The organism is Variovorax sp. BGA-UO-ETr-C22, assembly GCF_059567965.1.
Genome location: NZ_JCAQPA010000011.1, coordinates 789,041 through 809,039 on the forward strand (window position 1 = coordinate 789,041; position 19,999 = coordinate 809,039).

The following is a 19,999-nucleotide window of genomic DNA, read 5'->3' on the forward strand; positions in this document are numbered from 1 at the left end:
GCCATTTCTTGATGGCCATGCGCCACCCCGTGTCGGTGGTGCGGCAGGTGCTGCGCGAGAAAGACTTCACCACCGAGACCTGGGAGTACAAGTCGCCGCCCGACAGCGACGACGACGAAGACCCGCGGCGGCGCTACGAGACCACGCGCATCGAGGCCTTCCGCAGCGAAGACGACCCGGTGCACCAGGACTGGTTCACGCAGGCCGAGAAGGCGCAGCGCGCCGTGTGGACCGCGCCCTTCGTGCTGCCCTCGATGAAGGAGCTCGGCGTGAGCCACGCGCGGCCGAGCCGGCGGCAGGACGAGGAGGGCGTCACGCAGACGATCGTGGCGGTCGCCAGCGTGTCGCTGGGGCATCTCTCCAACCTCGTGCGCCTGTTCGGTGGCACGGGCCACGGCCACAGCGCGCTGTTGAGCGCCGACCATCACGTGATCGCGCGCAGCGACCACCCGCATTCCGTGCGCGTGCTCGAAGACCCGGACGAGGGCGTGCTCGGTGCGCTGCACACCCACATGCTGGCCAACGGCAGCCGCGGCTGGACCGAGGACATGGCCTTTGCGCTCGTGCACGAGGGCACCCACTACCAGGTGCAGACCTCGCGCATTCCGGCCACCGACTGGCATCTGGTCAGCTGGGAGCCCGAAGAGGCGTTGCTGGGCGCGCTGCATCGCAATGTGCTGTGGTCGCTGCTGCTGGTGCTGGCGTTCCTGGCGATCGCGCTCTTCATTTCGCTGCGCCTGTCGAAGCTGGTGACCGCGCCCATCGAAAGCCTCTCGCGCACGGCGCGGCGCATCGGGCGGCTCGAGCTCGACGACCTGCCGCGCGAGTCGAGCCGCGTGCTCGAGATCCAGCACCTGAACCAGGCGCTGGACGAATCCGCGCGCAGCCTGCAGGCCTTTCGCAAGTTCGTGCCGGTGGACGTGATCCGCCAGCTCATCGCCGAAGGCCATGCCCTAGAGCCCAACGGTTCGCCGCGCCGCATCACCGCGATGTTCACCGACGTGGAAGGGTTCACGGCCATCGCGGAATCGATGCCGGCCGATGTGCTGATGCGGCAGCTCACCGACTACTTCAACCTCGCCACCCGCGTGTTCGCGCGCCACGGCGGCGTGATCGACAAGTTCATGGGCGACGGCATCATGGTGCTGTGGGGCGCGCCCACCGACCTGCCCGACGCGGAGTACCGCGCCTGCGTGGCGTCGCTCGAACTGCACGCCGAGATGAACGACCTCAACCGCCGCTGGCAGGCCGAGGGCCTGCAGCCCTTTCGCACGCGCATCGGCATGCACACCGGCGTCGTGATTGCCGGGGTGCTCGGCTCGAGCGACCGGCTGTCCTACACGGCGCTGGGCGACGTGATCAACGCGGCCAGCCGCATCGAGGGCACCAACAAGCAGCTGGGCACGCGCACGCTGATGTCCGAGGCGACCTTCGAAGGCCTGGGCGGGCGCCTGGCCACGCGGCGCATCGAGGAGCAGATCGAACTGCGCGGGCGGCAGACGCGGATGGTGCTCTACGAGCTGCTAGAGGTCGAGCACCAGCCTCGGTGAGCGGGCCCGCGAGCAGCAGGGCAGGAAGCAGTCGTTGGCCGCCTGCTCGGCCGGCGTCAGGTAGAGGTCGTGGTGCGCGACCTCGCCCGCGAGCACGCGCGTGAGGCAGGTGCCGCAGACGCCTTGCGCACACGAGACCGGGATCTCGATGCCCTCGGCGGCGAGCGCGTCCAGCACGGTCATCGTCGCGGGGATGCGGACAACGCGGCGCGAGCGGTGCAGTTCGACCTCGAAGCTGCCCTGTCCATCGGCCGGCGGTGCGGTGCCCGAGAACGACTCGAAGTGCACCTGCGCGTCCGCCCAGTGCAGGGCGCGCGCTGTCGTGCGCACGGCCTCGAGAAAGCCCGAGGGGCCGCAGACATAGACGTGCTTGCCCGGAGCCGGACTGCCGAGGGTGGTGGCGAGGTCGAGGTGCTGCGCGGGCGGGCCGTCGTCGTGGTGGAAGAACACCTTGTGCGCGAACGCGCTGTCTTCGAGCCGCCGCCGGTAGGGCGCGCGCGCCGCCGAGCGGCTGCAGCAGTGCAGCGCGAAGTCGGTCCCCAGCGTGGCCAGCCGCTGCGCCATCGACAGCAGCGGCGTCACGCCGATGCCGCCGGCCAGCAGCAGGCTGTGCGTTGCGCTTTCGTCGAGCGCGAAGAGGTTGCGCGGCGGGCCGATCTGCAACACCGAGCCCTCATGGACGGCGTCGTGCATCGCCCGCGAGCCGCCGCGCGAGGCGGCGTCGCGCAGCACGCCAATCTCGTAGTGCCCCTCGCCGTCAGGGGCCGATGCGTTGCACAGCGAATACTGGCGCACCAGCCCGCTTGGCAATGAGACGTCGATGTGCGCGCCCGGCGTGAAGGCCGGCAAGCGCTCGCCATCGACGGGTACCAGCCTGAAGCCGGCCACGCCTTCAGCCTCGACCGTCTTGCGCGCCACCCGCACCGCGATGCCTGCGCCGCCCGACACGCCATTCATTCCTTGGGCATGAGGAAGTTGCCGGCCTCGAACTGCACGGGCGGGGCCGCGGGGTCGAAGCTCACGCCGGCCGGGTCGCGGCCTTCGCGCAGCGCGTCGAGCTGGCGTTGCAGCAGCCGGCGCAGCATCACGATGCCGCGGTCGGACGAGGCCAGGTGCTCTTCCGAATGCGCGGTGATGGCGCCCTGGCTCACCTGCGCCTCGTAGTCGCCGGGGAAGGCGCGGTGCTCGGCCTCGCTCAGCTCCTCCCACAGCTTGCCGTTCAGGCGCGAGCGCACGCGGGCGAGATCGCCCGGGGTTTTCACGCGGCCGACGGTGTAGATGCGAAAGCTGTGGTCGTCGATCGGCAGAACCCAGCCGATCGACTCGACGCGTCCGTAGGCGGCCACGCGCGGATTGGGCACCACGCGCAGCGTCGGCAGCACGGGGCCGGCCACGCGGCGGAGGGTGCTGCCGTCTTCGAGCGTACGGATCGAGGTGATCGTCACGCCGGTCTCGGTGCTCTCGAAGCTCACGTCGGGCATCTGACCCATGAGCGCCACGAACTGCGTGCCGCTGAAGCTGCCGTGCAGCACGGGCACGTGGAAGGGGTCGGCCACGTTCTCGTAGTGCTGCAGCCAGTTGCAGGGAATGACCTGCGGCCCGCCGCCGCCGATGCTGTTGCCGTCGGCTTCCAGGGTCTCGCCCTCGTCCATGGTTTCGAGACAGTCGTAGCGTGGCAGCACGGGCTTCTTCTCGGCCGGGCCGAGGTAGGCCCAGATCAGGCCGTACTGCTCCTGCACCGGGTACCAGGGCTGGCGCACGCGGCCGCGGCTGCGCGCACCGCCATCGGGTTCGCAGGGCTGGTCGACGCAGTGGCCCTGCACGTCGAACATCCAGCCGTGGTAGCAGCAGCGGATGCCTTCTTCTTCCACGCGCCCGTAGTAGAGCGACGCTCCGCGGTGCGCGCAGCGCCAGTGCACGAGGCCCGCGCGGCCTTTCTTGTCGCGGAACAGGATGAGGTCTTCGCCCAGCACGCGCACCTGGCGCGGTGTGTCGGTGGCGTCGGCGGCCAGGCCGATGGGGTGCCAGTAGCGGCGCAGCAGCTCGCCCATGGGCGTGCCCGCGCCGACCTCGGTCAGCTCGGGCTTGTGGCTCGGCGCCTTGCGGCCGTAGGCGGTGCCGGTGTCGAAGGCGATGGGTTGCCACTCGGACGTGGCGGAGGGCGGGACAACGGCGCTCATTCGGGGGTGACTCCTGCGGCCTTGATCAGGTCCGCCACGCGGGGAAAGTCGGCCTTGTAGCCGGCACGGAATTCGGCGGGCGTGCTGCCCAGCGGCTCGAAGCCGTAGCCGGCCAGCCGCTCCTGGATGTCGGGCAGCTTCGTGATCTCGCGCAGCGCGAGCGACCATTCGTCGAGCACGGGCTGCGGCGTGCGCGCGGGCGCATACACGCCGATCCAGCTGTCGAGGTCGAAGCCTGCGAAGCCCTGTTCGGTGAAGGTTGGCACGTTGGGCATCGAGCGCACGCGCTGGCGGCCCGTGATGCCCAGCACCTTGATGCGACCGGCCTGTGCGAGGCCGCGCGCGGTCGCGGGGTTGGCCCAGGCCACGCCCAGCGCTTCGCCGAACATGTCGTTGTGCGCGGCGGCCTCGGCCTTGTAGGGCACGTGCACGAGGTCGATGTGGTTCTGGCGCGCCAGCAGTTCGCCGAACAGGTGCGCGTTGGAGCCGTTACCCCAGGTGCCGTACGAAACGCCGGGATGCGCCTTGGCGTAGGCCACGAATTCGCGCACGGTGGAGAAGGGCGCCGAAGCGCGGGCGATCAGCATCGGGCCGCCCGTGGCCAGCTGCGACAGCGGCTCGAAGTCTTTCACCGGGTCGTAGGGCAGCTTGGGCTGCAGCACCACGTTGTTGATGTGCGTGAGCGGCAGCGTGAGCAGCACCGTGTAGCCGTCGGGCGCCGCCTTGGCGACGGCGTCGGCCGCGATGGTGCCGCTGGCGCCGGGACGGGCCTCGACGATCACCGGCTGGTTCCAGCGCGCCTTGAGCTTCTCGGCATAGACGCGGGCGATGGCGTCCATCGGCCCGCCGGGCGAGCCGAAGGGCACGATGCGCACCACGCGGCTCGGAAAGGGCGCGGGCTGCGCGAAGGCGGGGCCGGCGGCGAGGGCCGCGATGCCGGCACCGAGCACACCGAGTGCATGGCGGCGCGTGGTGCACGTCTTGTTCGCCGCGTGTGCCTCGGGCGGCGAGGGTCTGAACCGATTCATCGTGTCTCCAGTCGTGTTGTACTTGTGCGCTGGACGATACGGACAGCCTGCCCCGCGGGCAATTCGAAGCTTTGAATATGAGATATGGCCCAACGTGATATCCGCAGCCTCGATGTCGGCATGCTGCGGACCTTCGATGCCCTGATGCGCGAACGCAGCGTGTCGCGCGCGGCGACCCGGCTCTTCCTGAGCCAGCCTGCGGTGAGCGCTTCGCTCAACCGGCTGCGTGACACCTTCGACGATCCGCTGTTCACGCGCACGGCCCACGGCGTGGAGCCCACCGCGCGCGCCCATGCGCTGGCCGGCCAGGTCGAGCGCGTGCTGGCCGACCTGTCGGCGATGCTGGAGCCCGGCGAGGGCTTCGAGCCGGCGGCGTCGCAGCGCATTTTCCGCATCTCGGGCAGTGACTACGCGAGCCACCTGCTACTGCCGACACTCGCCAACGAACTCGTGGCCTGCGGTTCGCGCATCCGCCTGCACTGGGAGACCAGCTCTTTCCTCACGCTCACCGAGCGCCTGCGCAAGGGCGACTTCGACGTGGCCGTGCTGCCGCGCCTGCAGCCGCCGAGCGATTGCGAATCGGCGCTGCTGTACGAAGACCGCTACGTGGTCGCGGTGCGCCGCGGCCATCCGACGCTCGGCGAGGCGGCCACGCTGGATGCCTTCTGCGAAGCACCGCACGTGTTCCTGGGCTACGGCAGCTCGGCGCTCGACGACCTCATCGACCAGGTGCTGGCGCGGCAGGGGCGCACGCGCAGCATGCGCGTGGCGATGACCAGCTTCGGCCAGATCGTCGACCTGCTGGCGCAGACCGACCATGTGGCCGTGCTGCCGCTGCGCGTGGCCGAGCGCTTTCGCGATCGCCTCGCGGTGCACCCGCTGCCCTTCGAGCTGCCGGGCTACCGTTCGGTCGTCTGCTGGAATCGGCGCTCGAATTCCGACGCGGGCGTGCTGTGGCTGAAAGACGCGCTGCTGCGCATCGCGCTCACTGCGCCGGCTTGAGCCTGCGCGCGAACGCTTCCAACCCGTCGATCGTGATCTGGATGTGCCGCTCGAAACTGCTGTCGAGCGGCACGGTGGTGCCGTTGTCCCAGCGCAGGATGAAGGCCTTGTTGGCCAGCTGCGGCAGGTGGCGCGAAAGCACGGGATGGTCGAGCGGGCGGATCGTGTGGACGCGCTCGCGCAGCTCTTCGGCCCAGGCCTGCGTGTTGTCGGCAGGCAGGGGCGAGAACTCCATCGTCAGGAAGCCCAGCATCGCGGCGATCACGCAGTTGTAGGCCTCGCGCAGCGGCTCGCCGTCGAAGCCGGCCTCGGTCAGCGCCGCCAGCACGCCTTCGACGAGCTCGGTCGGCAGGCTGCCGTTGGACACCAGTTGCGCCCCGAGGAGCTGCGCCACGTTGGGGTGCTGCCGCACCGCGGCGCGGCAGCGGTGGAACAACTCTGCGATCCAGTCCTGCCAGGCGAGCGTGCCCTTGGGCGGCGTGACCTGCGCCATGACCGTGGCGGCGACTTCGGCGAGCAGGGCCTCGCGCGTGCTGACATGCCAGTGCACCGTGGCCGGGTACACGCCGAGCTGCGCCGCGATCTCTCGCATGCTGAAGGCGCCGAGGCCGAAGGCGTCGATGTGTGCCAGCGCGGCTTCGGCGATGCGCTGCTTCGACAGCGCCGCACCGCCGGCAGGGCGGCCGGCCGTCCGGGGGCGAGGCTCGGGGGCTTTTTTCTTCATGGAAGCGGCCATTGTGCAGCGGGTGAATTGATTGTATTAATATTATTAATTGAGCATTGATCAATTAAACGGGCCGGGCGTTCCCGGTACGTTCCATTCCCAAAGGATGTCTCCCATGACGACCGCCATCGACCAGGCCCTGGCCCAGGCCCATCAACGCTTCACCGAGGGCAACCCCGAAAGCCTGCGCCGTTTCGAGGCGCAGACGCGCTACATGCCCGGTGCCAACAGCCGCTCGGTGCTGTTCTATGCGCCGTTCCCGCTCACCATCGCCAAGGGTGAAGGCGCGGCGCTCTGGGACGCGGACGGCCATCGCTACACCGACTTCATCGCGGAGTACACGGCCGGCGTCTACGGCCATTCGGCCCCCGAGATCCGCGAGGCGGTCATCGAGGCGATGCAGGGCGGCATCAACCTCACGGGCCACAACCTGCTCGAAGGCCGGCTCGCGCAGACGATCTGCGAGCGCTTTCCGCAGGTCGAGCAGCTGCGCTTCACCAACTCGGGCACCGAGGCGAACCTGATGGCGCTCACGGCCGCGCTACGCTTCACGGGACGGCGCAAGATCGTCGTGTTCTCGGGCGGTTACCACGGCGGCGTGCTGGGCTTCGGCGACCAGCCGTCGCCGACCACCGTGCCCTTCGACTTCCTCGTGCTGCCCTACAACGATGCGGACACGGCGCGTGCGCAGATCGACGCGCACGGCGCGGACATCGCCGCCATCCTGGTCGAGCCGATGCAGGGCGCGAGCGGCTGCATTCCGGGGCGGCGCGACTTCCTGCAGGCGCTGCGCGACGGGGCCACGCGGGTCGGTGCTCTGTTGGTTTTCGACGAGGTGATGACTTCGCGGCTCGGGCCGCACGGGCTGGCGAACGGACTGGGCATTCGCGCCGACCTCACGACGCTGGGCAAGTACATCGGTGGCGGCATGTCCTTCGGCGCCTTCGGTGGGCGAGCCGACGTGATGGCGCAGTTCGACCCGCGCACCGGCGCGCTTGCGCACTCGGGCACCTTCAACAACAACGTGATGACGATGGCGGCCGGCTATGCGGGCCTCACGCAGCTGTTCACGCCCGAGGCGGCGGGCGCGCTGGCCGAGCGTGGCGAGGCGATGCGGTCACGGCTCAATGCGCTGTGCGAACGCGAAGGCGTCGCGATGCAGTTCACCGGCGTGGGCTCGTTGATGAATGCGCATTTCCTGCGGGGCGAGGTGCGGCGCGTGGCCGACCTGGCGGCGGTGGACGGGCGCTTGCGGCAGCTGCTGTTCTTCCACCTGTTGAGCCAGGGGATCTACACCTCGCCGCGCGGATTCGTCGTGCTCTCGCTGCCGTTGTCGGCGCAGGATATCGATCGCTACGTCGCCGCCGTGGGCAGCTTCATCGAGGCCTACCGGCCGCTGCTGCTCAGCGCGGGGTAGTGCCCGCCACGCCCAGCAGCTCGTGCAGGCGCGTGCTGGTGGTCGTGTACTGCAGCGGGATCGCCTTGCCGGGGAACACCCGCGCCGCGGCGCCCCAGGCGGCCAGCGTGGCCTCGTGGAAGCCGCAGACGATGAGCTTCTTCTTGCCTGGGTAGGTGTTGATGTCGCCCACAGCGAACACGCCGGGCTCGCGGGTTTCGTACTTCTCGGTGTCGACCGGCACCTGCTTGCGTTCCAGCTCGAGGCCCCAGTCGGCGATGGGGCCCAGGCGCGGCGAAATGCCCAGGCAGGCGATCAGCGCATCGAGCGGAAGCTCGACCGTGGTGGCATCGGGCGTGGTGATCTGCAGTTGCTTGCCGTCGAAAGCGCTCGGCTGGCCGACCCGGAAGGCCAGCTTGCCGTCAGCCACGAGGGCGCGCATGGCAGCCACGTTCGCCTCGTCGGCCTGGAAGCCGTCGCGGCGGTGAACCAGCGTGACCTGCCTGGACAAGGCTGTGAGGGCGATGGCCGTTTCCAGCGCGATGTCGTCGCCACCGTTCACCACGACTGTCTGGCCGGCGAAGCGGTCGAGCGAATCGGGGTGATAGAACAGCGTCGAACCCTCGAACTGCCCGATGCCATCGACCGCGATGCGCTTGGGCACGAAGGCGCCGACACCGGCCGCGATGAACACGGTCTTCGCGACGAAGGCCGTGCCGGCCGAGGTGGTCAGCAGCAGGCGGTCGTCGGCCTGGCGGGCCAGGGTAGAAACCTGCTCGCCGAAGTGGAATTGCGGCTTGAAAGGCGCCACCTGCTGCAACAGCGACTGCGCCAGATCGCGCCCGCTGGTGACCGGGGTGCCGGGAATGTCGTAGATCGGCTTGTGGCCGTACAGCGCCACGCACTGGCCGCCCGCGGCGGGCAGCGCATCGACGATGTGGCAGGAAATCTCGAGCAGGCCCAGCTGGAAGGCCTGGAACAGGCCGACCGGACCGGCGCCGATGATCAGCGCGTCGGTCTCGATCGGTGCGGGCGCCTGGCTCAGCGCACGAGCTCCGAGATCTTGCCCGTCTTGTCCTTCCACTCCTCGGCTTCGGGCAGGGCGGGCTTGCGCTTGGTGATGCTCTTCCAACCGTCGGCCAGGGCCAGCTCGGCGTTCAGCTTGATGAAGGCGATCTGGTCGGCCGGCAGGTCTTCCTCGGCGTAGATCGCATTGACCGGGCATTCGGGGATGCAGACGGCGCAATCGATGCATTCATCCGGGTCGATCACCAGCATGTTGGGACCTTCGCGGAAACAGTCGACGGGGCAAACGTCCACGCAGTCGGTGTATTTGCAACGGATGCAGGCTTCGGAGACGACGTGGGTCATTTGTCTTTTAGCGTCAGGAGAAGGGGCTGGAAAACCCTAGATTTTAGGCCTTTGCGGCGGGCGGCTGCACGAGCACGGCGGCGGAGGTGCGATGAGAGGCCGTATCGACCAGCACCAGCGACCCCAGCGCACGCGATTGGGCGAAGGGCAGGACGGCCAACGGCTGCTGCAGCGCGAGCACCACATCGCCGATGGAATTGGCCTCCAGCTGGGTCGCCGGCTCGGATTCGAGGGTCGTGATGTTCACGCGATCGACGATGCGCGCCACCTTGGCCTTGACCCAGCGGTGGCCCTGCAGCGCCCAGTACACGCGGCCGGCAACCAGCGGCTCGTCGTCGAGCCAGGCCACGGTGGCGGTGATTTCGCGCACGGGCTCGAAAGCCTCGGGCGCCAGCAGCCAGTCGCCGCGCGACACGTCGAGTTCGCGGTCGAGCACGATGCCGGCGCTGTGGCCCGCATGCACGGTCTTCGGCTGGCGCGTGTGGCTCAGCACCTGCGCCACGGTGGCGGTCTGGTTGCTGGGCAGCACCGTGACGCGCTGGCCGGGTTCCACATGGCCCGAGGCGACGCGGCCCCAGAACACGCGGCGGCCCTGCGAGGTGTCGGCCGAGGCCGAGAACTTCTCGACCCACTGCACGGGGAATGCGAAGGGCACGGCTTCGTCCTGCGCGGTCACGGGCAGGTCTTCGAGCAGCTCGAGCAGGCTCGGGCCTTCGTAGCCGACCCAGTCGGCATGGCGCGTGGCCACGTTCCAGCCCTTGAGGGCCGAGATCGGCACGATGGCCGCGACCTTCACGCCGGCCGCTTCGGCAAAGGCGTTCAGCGCGGTCGAGATGCGCTCGAAGGCGAGCGCGGCGTCGTCGATGGCGTCGAGCTTGTTGACCGCGAACACGATCGACTGCACGCGCAGCAGGTGGGCCAGCAGCGTGTGGCGGCGCGTCTGCGGCAGCAGCTCGCGCTTGACCACGGTGCCGTCTTCGACCTCGGCGGCCCAGGCCAGCTTGGTGGCATCGACCAGCACCACGGCCGCGTCGGCGGCCGAGACGGCCGTGACCATGTTGCGCGTGTACTGCTCGTGGCCCGGCGCGTCGCCGATGATGAACTTGCGCTTGGCGGTCGAGAAGTAGCGGTAGGCCACGTCGATCGTGATGCCTTGCTCGCGCTCGGCCGAGAGGCCGTCGGTCAGCAGGGCCAGGTCGGTCTCGCCGCCGCGCTGCACGCCGGCCAGCTGGTCCTGCAGCACGGTCTTGCTGTCGACCAGCAGGCGGCCGATGAGCGTGCTCTTGCCGTCATCGACCGAGCCGCAGGTGATGAAGCGCAGGGCGGTGCCGGTGTCGCCGTGGACGTCGGTCGTGGCGGGGGTTGCGATCGTTGCGCTCATCAGAAGTAACCGTCTTTCTTGCGTTTTTCCATCGAAGCTTCGGACGTCATGTCGTCCATGCGCGTGGCGCCGCGCTCGCTGACGTCGACCGACAGCGTTTCGAGTACCACGTCGCCCGCGCCTGCGGCCAGGCTCTCGACCGGGCAGGTGGTCGTGATGTCGCCCACGGTGCGAAAGCGCACGTCGCGCACCTGCACGGTCTCGCCGTCGCGCGGCGGTGTGAGTTCGGTCACGGGCACCAGGAGGCCGCGGCGCTCGACCACTTCGCGCTTGTGCGTGTAGTAGATCGACGGCAGGCCGACGTTCTCGCGCTCGATGTATTGCCACACGTCGAGCTCGGTCCAGTTGGAGATCGGGAACACGCGGAAGTGCTCGCCCGGGGCCAGGCGCGTGTTGAACAGCGTCCAAAGCTCGGGGCGCTGGTCCTTGGGCTGCCACTGGCCGAAGCTGTCGCGGTGCGAAAAGATGCGCTCCTTGGCGCGGGCCTTTTCCTCGTCGCGGCGGGCGCCGCCGATCAGCGCGTCGAAGCGGAATTCTTCGATCGCTTCGAGCAGCGTCACCGACTGGTGCGCGTTGCGCGATTCGCCGGGGTGGGCCAGGCGCACGGTGCCGCGCTTCATCGAGTCTTCGACGCTGCGCACGATGAGTTCAGCGCCCAGTTCCTTGGCGCGCTGGTCGCGGTAGGCCGTCACTTCGGGGAAGTTGTGGCCGGTGTCGATCATCAGCAGCGGGTAGGGAATGCGGCCGACGCCGAAGGCTTTTTCAGCGCACTTGAGCAGCACCAGCGAGTCCTTGCCGCCCGAGAACAGCAGGGTGGGGCGCTCGAAGGCGGCGGCCACTTCGCGCAGGATGAAAATGGTTTCTTCTTCCAGCGCGTCGAGGTGCGTGTTGGACAGGTTCGCGGGTGAATGCATGGGCGGCTGCAGCAGGTCGGCTTCGGTACGGGCGTTCATCGGATGGGTCCTGGAGGCGGAGAGCGATCGTTCAGTGCGACAGGTGCAAGCCGCATTCGCGGTTGTCTTCGCCCTTGGTCGGGTCCACGTAGTCGAAGTTGTTGGGCAGGCCGTTCGCTTCGCAGTATTCGTACAGGTCCTTGGACGACCAGTGCAGCAGCGGCGCGACCTTGATCAGGCCGTCCGGGTTGACGCTGACCGGGTCCATCTGCGCGCGCACGGCCGTGTCGGTGGCCCGCAGTGCGGTGAACCAGACCTTCGGTGCCGTTTCGCGCAGGGCGCGGGCAAAGGGCTCCAGCTTCACTTCTTCGGTGAAGGCGGCGTGGCGCGGATCGTCGAGCGCCGGCGTGGCGCCTTCGACCGCTTCGCGGTGCGCGCGCGAGCGGCGCGGCAGGTAGATGTGCAAGTCCAGGCCCAGGAGTTTCGTCACCTCGTCGGCAAAACGGTAGGTGGCCTCGGTGTTGTAGCCGTTGTCCATCCAGACCACCGGCACGTCCCGCTTGGCGCGCGTGACCATGTGCAGGATCACGGCCTCGAAGGGGCGGAAGTTGGTGGTGATGATCGCGGGCTGGCCCAGGCCGACGGCCCAGTCCACCAGGCCCTCGGCGTTGCGGCCGAGTTCGGTGTTGATGCGTGCGAAGTCGATGTCGGTGGCGATGCTCATGGGGCTCTCTTGTCTGTTCAGGCGCCGGCCACGAAGTGCGGCGCGGTCTTCACCGCATCGCCCTGGTAGAACGTGGCGAAGCGGTCGAACTGGCGCTGTGCGTCGGAGGCGTCCACGCCTTCCTTGAGCACGGCGCTGGAGAAGCCGGTGCGTTCCATCTGCACCAGCTGGTCGATCAGCACATCGCCCGTGGCGCGGATGTCGCCCGTGAAGCCGAGGCGGCGGCGCAGCAGGAAGGCTTGGCTGTAGGCGCGGCCATCGGTGAACTTCGGAAAGTTCAGGTCGATGCGTTCGATGTCGGCCAGGCACACCTCGATGGCGAGCGGGTCGGCATCGTTGGCCAGTTGCAGGACCTTCGGGTCGCCGTCGTCGATGTGTTCTTCGGCCGAAAGAATATTCAGAGTCTTTTTCATGCTGCTTCCTCCACCTTGAATCGCGCACCGTTGGCTGCGGCCTTGAACGGGTCGTGGCCCACGCGGCGCAGGGTGTCGATGAAGGTCTCGCCATTGGCGCGGGTGTCGCGGTACGTGGTGAGCACGGCCTCGATCACGCCCGGCACTTCGGCCGCCGAGAACGAGGGGCCGACCACCTTGCCGGCCTGCGGCGCGCCGCTGAGCGCGGAGCCGTCGGAGCCGCCGAGGGTGACCTGGTACCACTCCTTGCCGTCCTTGTCGACGCCCAGGATGCCGATGTGGCCGCTGTGGTGGTGGCCGCACGAGTTGATGCAGCCGCTGATGTGCAGGTCGATCTCGCCCAGGTCGTCGAGCTCGTCCAGGTCCTGGTAGCGCTCGGTGATGGCTTCGGCGATGGGAATGGAGCGGGCGTTGGCCAGCGCGCAGAAGTCGCCGCCGGGGCAGGCGATCATGTCGGTCAGCAGCTGCACGTTGGCGCTGGCGAAACCGGCGGCGCGGGCGGCGAGCCACAGCGCGTGCAGGTCTTCGGCGTGCACCCAGGGCAGCACCACGTTCTGGTCGTGCGTCACGCGGGCTTCACCGGCCGAGAAGCGGTCGGCCAGCTCGGCGATGGTGTCGAGCTGGTCGCCCGAGGCGTCGCCGGGCGCCTGCTTCAGGCGCTTGAACGACAGCGTCACGGCGCGCAGCGCGGGGTTCTTGTGGGCGTCGACGTTGCGGGCCAGCCAGCGGGCGAACATGACGTCGTCGGCGGCGTGGGCACGCAGCTCGGCGTCGGTCTTCTCGGCGCTTTGCAGCACGCGGGTGGCCAGCGTCGGCGGCACGAAGGAGGCGGCCACGCGGTCGTACTCTTCCTGCGTGATGGTGTGCGGTGCGCCGTCGTGCTCGAGGATCTGCTTGTACTCGGCCTCGACGTCGTCGATGTAGCGCTGGCCTTCGGCCTTCACCAGGATCTTGATGCGCGCCTTGTAGATGTTGTCGCGGCGGCCGTAGCGGTTGTAGACACGAATCACCGCTTCGAGGTAATTCATGATCTGCTGCCAGGGCAGGAACTCGCGCAGCACGGTGCCGATGATGGGGGTGCGGCCCATGCCGCCGCCCACCTGCACGCGGAAACCGATGTCGCCGGCGTCGTTCTTCACCACGTGCAGGCCCACGTCGTGCCAGCCGGTGGCGGCGCGGTCTTCGGTGGCGCCGGTGATGGCGATCTTGAACTTGCGCGGCAGGAAGGCGAACTCGGGGTGCAGCGTGCTCCACTGGCGCATGATTTCCGCGAAGGGGCGCGGGTCGGCGATCTCGTCGACGGCGATGCCGGCGCGCTCGTCGCTCGTGATGTTGCGGATGCAGTTGCCGCTGGTCTGGATGCCGTGCATGTCGACCGAAGCCAGCAGGTCCATCACGTCGGCCGACTTGGCCAGCGGAATCCAGTTGTACTGGACGTTCTGGCGCGTCGTGAAGTGGGCGTAGTGGGTGGGCAGCTTGTGGCTGCCGAGCAGGCCCTGGGTCTCGATGGCCTTGCGATAGACCTCGGCTTCGGGCTCGTCGTATTCGCGGGCGATGCGGGCCAGCACGCGCAGCTGCTTGCTCGACAGCTCGCCGTACGGCACGGCCACGCGCAGCATCGGCGCGTAGCGCTGCACGTACCAGCCGTTTTGCAGGCGCAGGGGGCGGAACTCGTCCTCGTGCAGGCGGCCCTTTTGCCAGCGCTCGAGCTGGTCTCGGAACTGGGCAGCGCGTTGGTGAACGAACTGGCGGTCGAATTCTGTGTATTGGTACATCGTGCGTATGTGTCTTGAAGAAGTGCGGTGCCGCACGTACAACGGGGCGCCCCAGCAAGAAGCCCCGGATTCTGAAAGCCCGCCTTATGGAAACAAACTATTTTTTGGTTCGCGTCTTATGCGGATAAGCTTATTCACCAGCATCCATGCGGGTTGCGAGGCGGTTGGTTGCTTATTCCGGATAAGGCGCGAAGGCCGGCGCGGGGTCGCCGGACGCTGGATTCTAGGAACCCGGGGGCACCCGCGCAGGGCGGCTACCGCAGCTTGAAGTCGAAGCCCAGGGTCTGCGGCGAACTCAGCAGCTGCCGCGCGGCCTTGTCGGCCTGGTGCTGCGCATTGAGCCATTCCCGGGCCAGCCGGGCTTCGGTCCGGTTCAGGTGCTCGATGCCGTGGTGGCGCTCTTTCGACCAGGCCTGGAAGCACTTCACCACCCGCAGCGGATCGCCGATCTGCTCCTCGATCCGCAGCCGATAGATGTCCGCGGCCACCATGACATCCTTCAAAGTGAAGTTCTGGCCTTTGACGTGGACCACGTAGGGGACCACATAAGAAGTTGTCCTGGCGAGATCGCTCATGCCTTCATCCGTGCCTCAAGTCGCTGCCTGTGCCGCAGATTAGCGGCGGGTATCGAAATGAAACTGAGCGTTTCTGAGCGCCGAAGCGGCGCCCGGACAGCGCCGGGCTAGCGCCGGATGAGCGTCTTGGCGTGGAAGCGGTAGCCGGCGTTGCGCGCCGTGTTGATCGGCAGCACAAGGCCGGTGGCCTCGCTGACCTTGCGCCGCAGGCGGCGGATCTGCGTGTCGAGGCGGCGCTGGTCGTAGCTCAGGAAGTGCTCGCCCAGCGCCTGCACGATCTGCTGGCGGCTGGCGATTTCGCCGCCGCTGCGCATCAGTTCGTGCAGCACCGTGAGGTCCTGTTCCGACAGCGCAATGGGCGCGAAGCCCGGCGGCGACAGCCGGCGCGGGCCCAGTTCCAGCACCCAGGCGTCGGCCGGCAGCGCGGCGGGCGAATCGCCCAGGCGCCGCGACAGTGCCGCCAGCGTGGCGGCCAGTTCATCGAGGTCGGTGGTCTTCGACAGGTAGTAGTCGGCGCCGATGTCCAGCCCCGTCACGCGGTCGCGGGCGCCGCCGCGCGCCGTCAGCACGACGATGCCCAGGCGCTCGCCGCGTTCGCGCAGCTCGCGGATCAGCGACAGGCCGTCGCCGTCGGGCAGCCCGAGGTCGACCAGCGCGATGCCGTGGCGGGCCGGGTCGTAGGTGCGGTGGAAGCCTTCGAGCGACGCCTCGGCATCGACCCGGTAGCCGCTGCCGGCCAGGAACTCGCTCAACTCTTCGCGCAGCACGGCTTCATCTTCCAGCAGGATCACATCACGCATGGGAACAGGGTAGGGGCTGGTGGCCGAGGGAATCTGAGCGTTTCTAAGCGCGGCGAAGTGCGCGCAGATTCTAGGTGCGGCCTCGATAATCCGCGCCCATGAAACGCCTTGCTCGGTGCCTGTGGCGGTGCGGTTGTCTTGCCGTGCTGGGCCTTCTCTTTTCCACCGCGGCCGCCGCCGGCGTGCTGCGGCTGAATCCGTTGGCGAGCGTCGACAGCCACGGCCAGTTGTCGATGCTGCGCGACCCCGAAGGACGTCTTAGCGCCGACGAAGCCGCCGCCGCGCCGGGTTGGAAGGCCTTGCCCGGCGCTGTGAATGCGGGCTTCACGCGCGATGCCGTGTGGATCAGGCTCGAGGTGCAGCGCCCGGCCGACGTGCCGCAGCAGCGGTGGCTGGCGCAGTTCAGGAACGCGCTGCTCGACGATGTGCGGCTGTACCGCCGGGACGACACTGGCCGCTGGCAGCTGGCCGTGCACTCGGGCGAAGACATCGGCCGCGAGCACTGGCCCGTCGACGCGCGCAACGTGCAGTTGCCGCTCACGCTGGAGAGCACTGAACCCACGCCGCTGCTGCTGCGCCTGCAGTCGCGCAATGCGATGTCGACCACCATCGGCTTCGCCGCGCCCGAGGTCTACGCGGGCACCGCGCGGCGCGAGTACCTCTTCTACGGCCTGGGCTTCGGATTCGGCCTGATGCTGCTCGCCTTTCACACGCTGTTCTGGCAGATGACGCGCGAGCGCTTGAGCGCCTGGTACCTGGTCTACGTGGCGAACGCGCTGCTGGTCGAGTTCCTGACGGCCGGGCTGCCGCAGCAGCTGCTGGCCATGCCCGCGCGCCTGTCCGACCTGCTGCTGAGCCTGTCGATCTGTGCCGGCGTGGCCATCGGCATCCGCTTCGCCGGCATGCAGCTGGGCACCGATGTGCAGTGGCCGCGCTTTACCCGCGTGGCGGTGCGCGTGGTGGGCCTCGTGAGTGCCATCGCGGTGGCGCTGGTGCTGGCTGGCGCCAACGGCCTGGCCATGCAGGCGGTGCAGGGGACGGCGATGCTGTGCATCGTCTACCTGATCGGCGCCGCGCTGTGGCTGCTGCCGCGCGACCAGGGACAGGCGCGGGCTTTTCTCGTCATCTTCGGCATCTACTACGTGGGCGTGATGGTGAGCTTCCTGCGCAACCAGGGCTGGCTGCCGGCCGGCGCCTGGACTGACAACGCGACCGCCGTCGGCACGCTGCTGCACCTGCTGCTCATGAGCATGCGGTTGAACCGCCGCTACGACCAGCTGCGCCGCGAGAAGGAAGCCGCGCAGGCGCGCCTGGTGCACGTGGTCGGGCGCCAGAACGACCGGCTGGAAGACGAGGTGCGCAAGCGCACGGCCGACCTGCGCGGCGAGATCGAGCAGCGCCAGCGCCTCGAAGTCGACCTGCGCGCCGCGCTGGAGACCGAGCGCCGCGCCAAGCAGTCGCAGGTGGACTTCGTCGCGATGGTGTCGCACGAGTTCCGTACGCCGCTGGCGATCATCCACACCACCGCGCAGCAGATCGCCAAGAACCTCGACGCCGCGCGCGAGAAGACCCTGGCGCGCTGCCTGAACCTGCGCGCCGCCGCACAGCGCATGACCGCGCTGGTCGACGAGTACCTCACCTCCGACCGCATGGAAGCCGGCCAGACGCCGTTCCAGCCGCGCCCGTGCGAGCGCAACGAGCTGATGGAGCTGTTCGAGGACCTGGTGGCCGACTGGCCGGACGGCCGTGTCGTGTGGCACGACGGGCAGTTGCCGCCGCAGCTGGTGTGCGACCCGGGGTTGCTGCGCGTGGCGCTGCGCAACCTGCTGGCCAACGCCGATCGCCACACGCCGGCCGGCCGCGCCATCGTGCTCGACGTGGTGCCCGCGGAAGCCGGTGGGCTGGACATCCGCGTGAGCAACCCCGGCGATGCGATTCCGCACGACGAGGTGCCGCGGCTGTTCGAGAAGTATTTCCGCGGCCGCCAGGCTGCACGCTCACCGGGCGCGGGGCTGGGCCTGTACCTCGTGCATCAGATCGCCGAGTTGCACCGGGGCCAGGCCCGGCTCGACAGCGCCGGGCAGGACGGCCACGTGCGCTTCAGCCTCGCATTGCCCTGAGAAGGTGCGAACGAACCCGGCATGTCCGCTCATCCCGCCCAGGCACGCCCCCTCGGCGTTGCAAATGCTCGCCATAGCCCGAGCTATGGCTGCGCTTTGCGCCTTGAGGGGACGCGCCTGGGCGGGCTGCTCGGCCACGCCGGATTCATTCACACCTTCTGAGAGGTCGCAGCTTCAGCGCAGCATCGACGACATCGCCGAGCAGCAGTTCAGCATGCGCACGGCCGACTCCACCGAGTCGGCGCTGAAGCGCAGCGTGACACCATCGACGCGCTCGAAGCTCGGCCACTGGCAGAACAGGTCGGCCATCATCGGCGACTGGGTGCGCAGCGTGACCACCTGCGGTCCCTGGAAGACCAGTGGACGTGCGTGGGCACGCGCGGCCAGCCCTTCGATCACGCCGGCGCGGATCGCCTGGCGCGACTGTTCCGGCGACAGCGACACGCCGCTGTTGAAGCCGGTCGCCTTCTTGGTCTGCACGAAGCTCGCATGCGGAAAGAGCGCCCGGTTCTCGGAGATGAACACATCGTCGCCGCTGGCCATCACCACCGGCACGCCGTACTCGCCGGCCAGCGCGCCGTAGATTCCGGCTTCGCCGAGTTCCTGGTCGCCCAGCCGGATGCCCGCGAAGGCAAAGCCGTTGATCGTGTGCGCGAGGATGCCGCGGCCCTGCGCGCGCGAGTGGTAGCCCACCATGCACAGCGCGTCCACGCCTTCTTCCACGCCGGCCACCATGCTCAGGTAGCGCGGCTTGCCTTGCACGACACGGGCGCGTGCATCGAGCACATCGGGCGGCATGTTGCGAAAGCCGCCGTGCGAGTCGTTCACCAGCACCTCGGTGGCGCCGGCGTCGAAGGCGCCGGCAATCGCCGCGTTGGCCTCCTGCGCCATCAGCACGCGGGCGCGTTCGTACTCGGGGTTGCCCTGGCGCGCCTGCTCGTGGTGGTAGACGCCCGCAACGCCTTCGATGTCGGTGGAGATCAGGACTTTCATGGACGTGTGTTTCAGGCGAGAGGTGAAAGGGAAGACGCCGGCAGCAGTTCGCCGAGCGCCGCGCGGTGGTTGCCGTCGCGGCCCGTGACCGGCGTGGCGCGCCACAGCGCATGAAGTATGGCCTGCTCGGTGCTGTCGGCCGCGGCCTGGAACAGCCCGTCGAGCCGCGTGTCGTGCAGCATCGTCACGGCCGGCATGGGCCGGTCCGCGTGGTCGGGGATCGTGTAGGCGGTCGAGAAGGCCAGCACGAGGTCGCCGCTGCCGTGGCCGTAGACCGAGCCGGTGCGGGCCAGCCCCGCGCCCGCGCGCAGTGCGAGGCGGCGCAGCTGGCGCGCATCGAGCGGCGCATCGCTGGCGACGACGATGATGATCGAGCCCTTCTCGGGCTCCGCCGCGTCCTTCGCTGCCTGCAAGGCCGCGAGCCGCTCGCCCACCGCGTGCCCGGCCAGCACCAGCTGCGGCTGGCGTCCGTAGTTCGCCAGCACCAGCGTGCCCACCGTGTGGGTCGTGCCGTCGGCCATCGCCACGCGGCGCGACGCGCTGCCGATGCCGCCCTTGAGCTGGAAGCTGGACATGCCGCGCCCCGCGCCGACCGAGCCCTGTTCGAAATCGACCCCGGCGGCGTCGAGCGCCTGCAGGTAGTCGGCTTCGGTCACGGCCAGCCGCTGGATGTCGTTGAGAAAGCCGTCGTTGCACTCGAAGACCAGCGGGTTCACCGTGGGCAGCGCGCGGCCGGTCTCGGGGTTGGCCGCGGCGCAATCGCGGATCTGTGCCGTCGCCACGGTGCCGACCGAGAAGGTGTTGGTCAGCGCGATCGGCGTTTCCAGCACGCCGAGCTCGGCCAGCTGCACCAGCCCCACGCTCTTGCCGAAGCCGTTGAGCACCACGGCCGCTGCCGGCACCTTGTCGCGGAACGGGTCGCCGGCGTGCGGGCGGATCACGGTCACGCCGGTCTGCACCGGGCCGTCGGCCAGCGTGCGGTGGCCGACCGTGACGCCCGCGACGTCGGTGATGGCGTCGCGTGTGCCCGGGGGCAGCGTGCCGATGAAGGGCAGGGAGGTCGTCGAGGCCATG

General features: G+C 68.9%; 19 protein-coding genes. 4 read left to right on the forward strand and 15 right to left on the reverse strand.

Annotated elements, in window-relative coordinates; all coding sequences use genetic code 11:
• The first annotated feature begins 989 nt into the window (after window positions 1-989).
• Window positions 990-1,550: an adenylate/guanylate cyclase domain-containing protein gene (locus tag AC57B8_RS23590; RefSeq protein WP_496482238.1), complete on the forward strand. Its 561-nt coding sequence runs from the start codon at window positions 990-992 to the stop codon at window positions 1,548-1,550.
• Here the strand turns inward: AC57B8_RS23590 and AC57B8_RS23595 are convergent.
• Genes AC57B8_RS23595 through AC57B8_RS23605 form a run of 3 tightly spaced genes read right to left on the reverse strand, consistent with a single transcriptional unit; the run spans window position 1,524 to window position 4,758 of the window.
• Window positions 1,524-2,498, reverse strand: a complete 975-nt coding sequence (locus tag AC57B8_RS23595; RefSeq protein WP_496480916.1) for a PDR/VanB family oxidoreductase — start codon at window positions 2,496-2,498, stop codon at window positions 1,524-1,526. The two genes, AC57B8_RS23590 and AC57B8_RS23595, sit on opposite strands and share 27 nt — an antisense overlap.
• Before the next feature lie 5 nt (window positions 2,499-2,503).
• Window positions 2,504-3,730: a Rieske 2Fe-2S domain-containing protein gene (locus AC57B8_RS23600; RefSeq protein ID WP_496480917.1), complete on the reverse strand. Its 1,227-nt coding sequence runs from the start codon at window positions 3,728-3,730 to the stop codon at window positions 2,504-2,506.
• The gene (locus AC57B8_RS23605) at window positions 3,727-4,758 is read right to left on the reverse strand and encodes a Bug family tripartite tricarboxylate transporter substrate binding protein (RefSeq protein ID WP_496480918.1); all 1,032 of its coding nucleotides are present in this window, start codon (window positions 4,756-4,758) and stop codon (window positions 3,727-3,729) included. Before AC57B8_RS23605 ends, AC57B8_RS23600 begins: the two co-directional genes overlap by 4 nt.
• A gap of 84 nt (window positions 4,759-4,842) precedes the next feature.
• Here AC57B8_RS23605 and AC57B8_RS23610 point away from each other — a divergent pair, with 84 nt between their 5' ends.
• Window positions 4,843-5,760 (forward strand): LysR substrate-binding domain-containing protein, encoded by a 918-nt coding sequence (locus tag AC57B8_RS23610; protein WP_495308524.1) that lies wholly within the window; start codon window positions 4,843-4,845, stop codon window positions 5,758-5,760.
• Here AC57B8_RS23610 and AC57B8_RS23615 read toward each other — a convergent pair.
• Entirely contained in the window at window positions 5,744-6,484 is a 741-nt protein-coding gene (locus AC57B8_RS23615; protein WP_492696999.1) for a TetR/AcrR family transcriptional regulator C-terminal domain-containing protein, read from the reverse strand. The genes AC57B8_RS23610 and AC57B8_RS23615 overlap by 17 nt on opposite strands.
• Before the next feature lie 115 nt (window positions 6,485-6,599).
• Here AC57B8_RS23615 and AC57B8_RS23620 point away from each other — a divergent pair, with 115 nt between their 5' ends.
• Window positions 6,600-7,901: an aspartate aminotransferase family protein gene (locus tag AC57B8_RS23620; protein WP_496480919.1), complete on the forward strand. Its 1,302-nt coding sequence runs from the start codon at window positions 6,600-6,602 to the stop codon at window positions 7,899-7,901.
• Here the strand turns inward: AC57B8_RS23620 and AC57B8_RS23625 are convergent.
• The 9 genes from AC57B8_RS23625 to AC57B8_RS23665 all read right to left on the reverse strand — a co-directional run bounded on the left by AC57B8_RS23625 (window position 7,888) and on the right by AC57B8_RS23665 (window position 15,812).
• Window positions 7,888-8,964 (reverse strand): NAD(P)/FAD-dependent oxidoreductase, encoded by a 1,077-nt coding sequence (locus tag AC57B8_RS23625; RefSeq protein WP_496480920.1) that lies wholly within the window; start codon window positions 8,962-8,964, stop codon window positions 7,888-7,890. The genes AC57B8_RS23620 and AC57B8_RS23625 overlap by 14 nt on opposite strands.
• Window positions 8,922-9,251, reverse strand: a complete 330-nt coding sequence (fdxA, locus tag AC57B8_RS23630) for a ferredoxin FdxA (RefSeq protein ID WP_062472491.1) — start codon at window positions 9,249-9,251, stop codon at window positions 8,922-8,924. The genes AC57B8_RS23625 and fdxA overlap by 43 nt, the downstream gene beginning before the upstream one ends.
• A 43-nt stretch (window positions 9,252-9,294) precedes the next feature.
• Window positions 9,295-10,632 carry a GTP-binding protein gene (locus tag AC57B8_RS23635; protein WP_495300290.1) on the reverse strand — a complete coding sequence of 446 codons (1,338 nt, stop codon included), beginning with the start codon at window positions 10,630-10,632 and terminating at the stop codon, window positions 9,295-9,297.
• Window positions 10,632-11,585, reverse strand: coding sequence for a sulfate adenylyltransferase subunit CysD (cysD, locus tag AC57B8_RS23640; RefSeq protein WP_062472495.1), 954 nt, complete (start codon window positions 11,583-11,585; stop codon window positions 10,632-10,634). The genes AC57B8_RS23635 and cysD overlap by 1 nt, the downstream gene beginning before the upstream one ends.
• 31 nt (window positions 11,586-11,616) lie before the next feature.
• Window positions 11,617-12,249: a phosphoadenosine phosphosulfate reductase domain-containing protein gene (locus tag AC57B8_RS23645; RefSeq protein ID WP_139706772.1), complete on the reverse strand. Its 633-nt coding sequence runs from the start codon at window positions 12,247-12,249 to the stop codon at window positions 11,617-11,619.
• A gap of 17 nt (window positions 12,250-12,266) precedes the next feature.
• Window positions 12,267-12,662 (reverse strand): DUF934 domain-containing protein, encoded by a 396-nt coding sequence (locus AC57B8_RS23650; RefSeq protein ID WP_062472499.1) that lies wholly within the window; start codon window positions 12,660-12,662, stop codon window positions 12,267-12,269.
• Window positions 12,659-14,437 (reverse strand): nitrite/sulfite reductase, encoded by a 1,779-nt coding sequence (locus AC57B8_RS23655; RefSeq protein WP_159276726.1) that lies wholly within the window; start codon window positions 14,435-14,437, stop codon window positions 12,659-12,661. The genes AC57B8_RS23650 and AC57B8_RS23655 overlap by 4 nt, the downstream gene beginning before the upstream one ends.
• A gap of 254 nt (window positions 14,438-14,691) precedes the next feature.
• Window positions 14,692-15,012 (reverse strand): hypothetical protein, encoded by a 321-nt coding sequence (locus AC57B8_RS23660; protein ID WP_139705889.1) that lies wholly within the window; start codon window positions 15,010-15,012, stop codon window positions 14,692-14,694.
• Window positions 15,013-15,119: 107 nt separating this feature from the next.
• Entirely contained in the window at window positions 15,120-15,812 is a 693-nt protein-coding gene (locus tag AC57B8_RS23665; RefSeq protein ID WP_095950162.1) for a response regulator transcription factor, read from the reverse strand.
• 98 nt (window positions 15,813-15,910) lie between these two features.
• Between AC57B8_RS23665 and AC57B8_RS23670 the strand changes: the two genes are divergently transcribed.
• Window positions 15,911-17,932, forward strand: a complete 2,022-nt coding sequence (locus AC57B8_RS23670) for a sensor histidine kinase (RefSeq protein ID WP_496480921.1) — start codon at window positions 15,911-15,913, stop codon at window positions 17,930-17,932.
• A 174-nt stretch (window positions 17,933-18,106) separates the two neighbouring features.
• Here AC57B8_RS23670 and AC57B8_RS23675 read toward each other — a convergent pair whose 3' ends face one another.
• Together AC57B8_RS23675 and AC57B8_RS23680 are read right to left on the reverse strand one after the other, a co-directional pair.
• Window positions 18,107-18,925 (reverse strand): M55 family metallopeptidase, encoded by an 819-nt coding sequence (locus AC57B8_RS23675; RefSeq protein ID WP_159271646.1) that lies wholly within the window; start codon window positions 18,923-18,925, stop codon window positions 18,107-18,109.
• An 11-nt stretch (window positions 18,926-18,936) separates the two neighbouring features.
• Window positions 18,937-19,998 (reverse strand): DmpA family aminopeptidase, encoded by a 1,062-nt coding sequence (locus tag AC57B8_RS23680; protein WP_496480922.1) that lies wholly within the window; start codon window positions 19,996-19,998, stop codon window positions 18,937-18,939.
• Window position 19,999 lies beyond the last annotated feature (1 nt).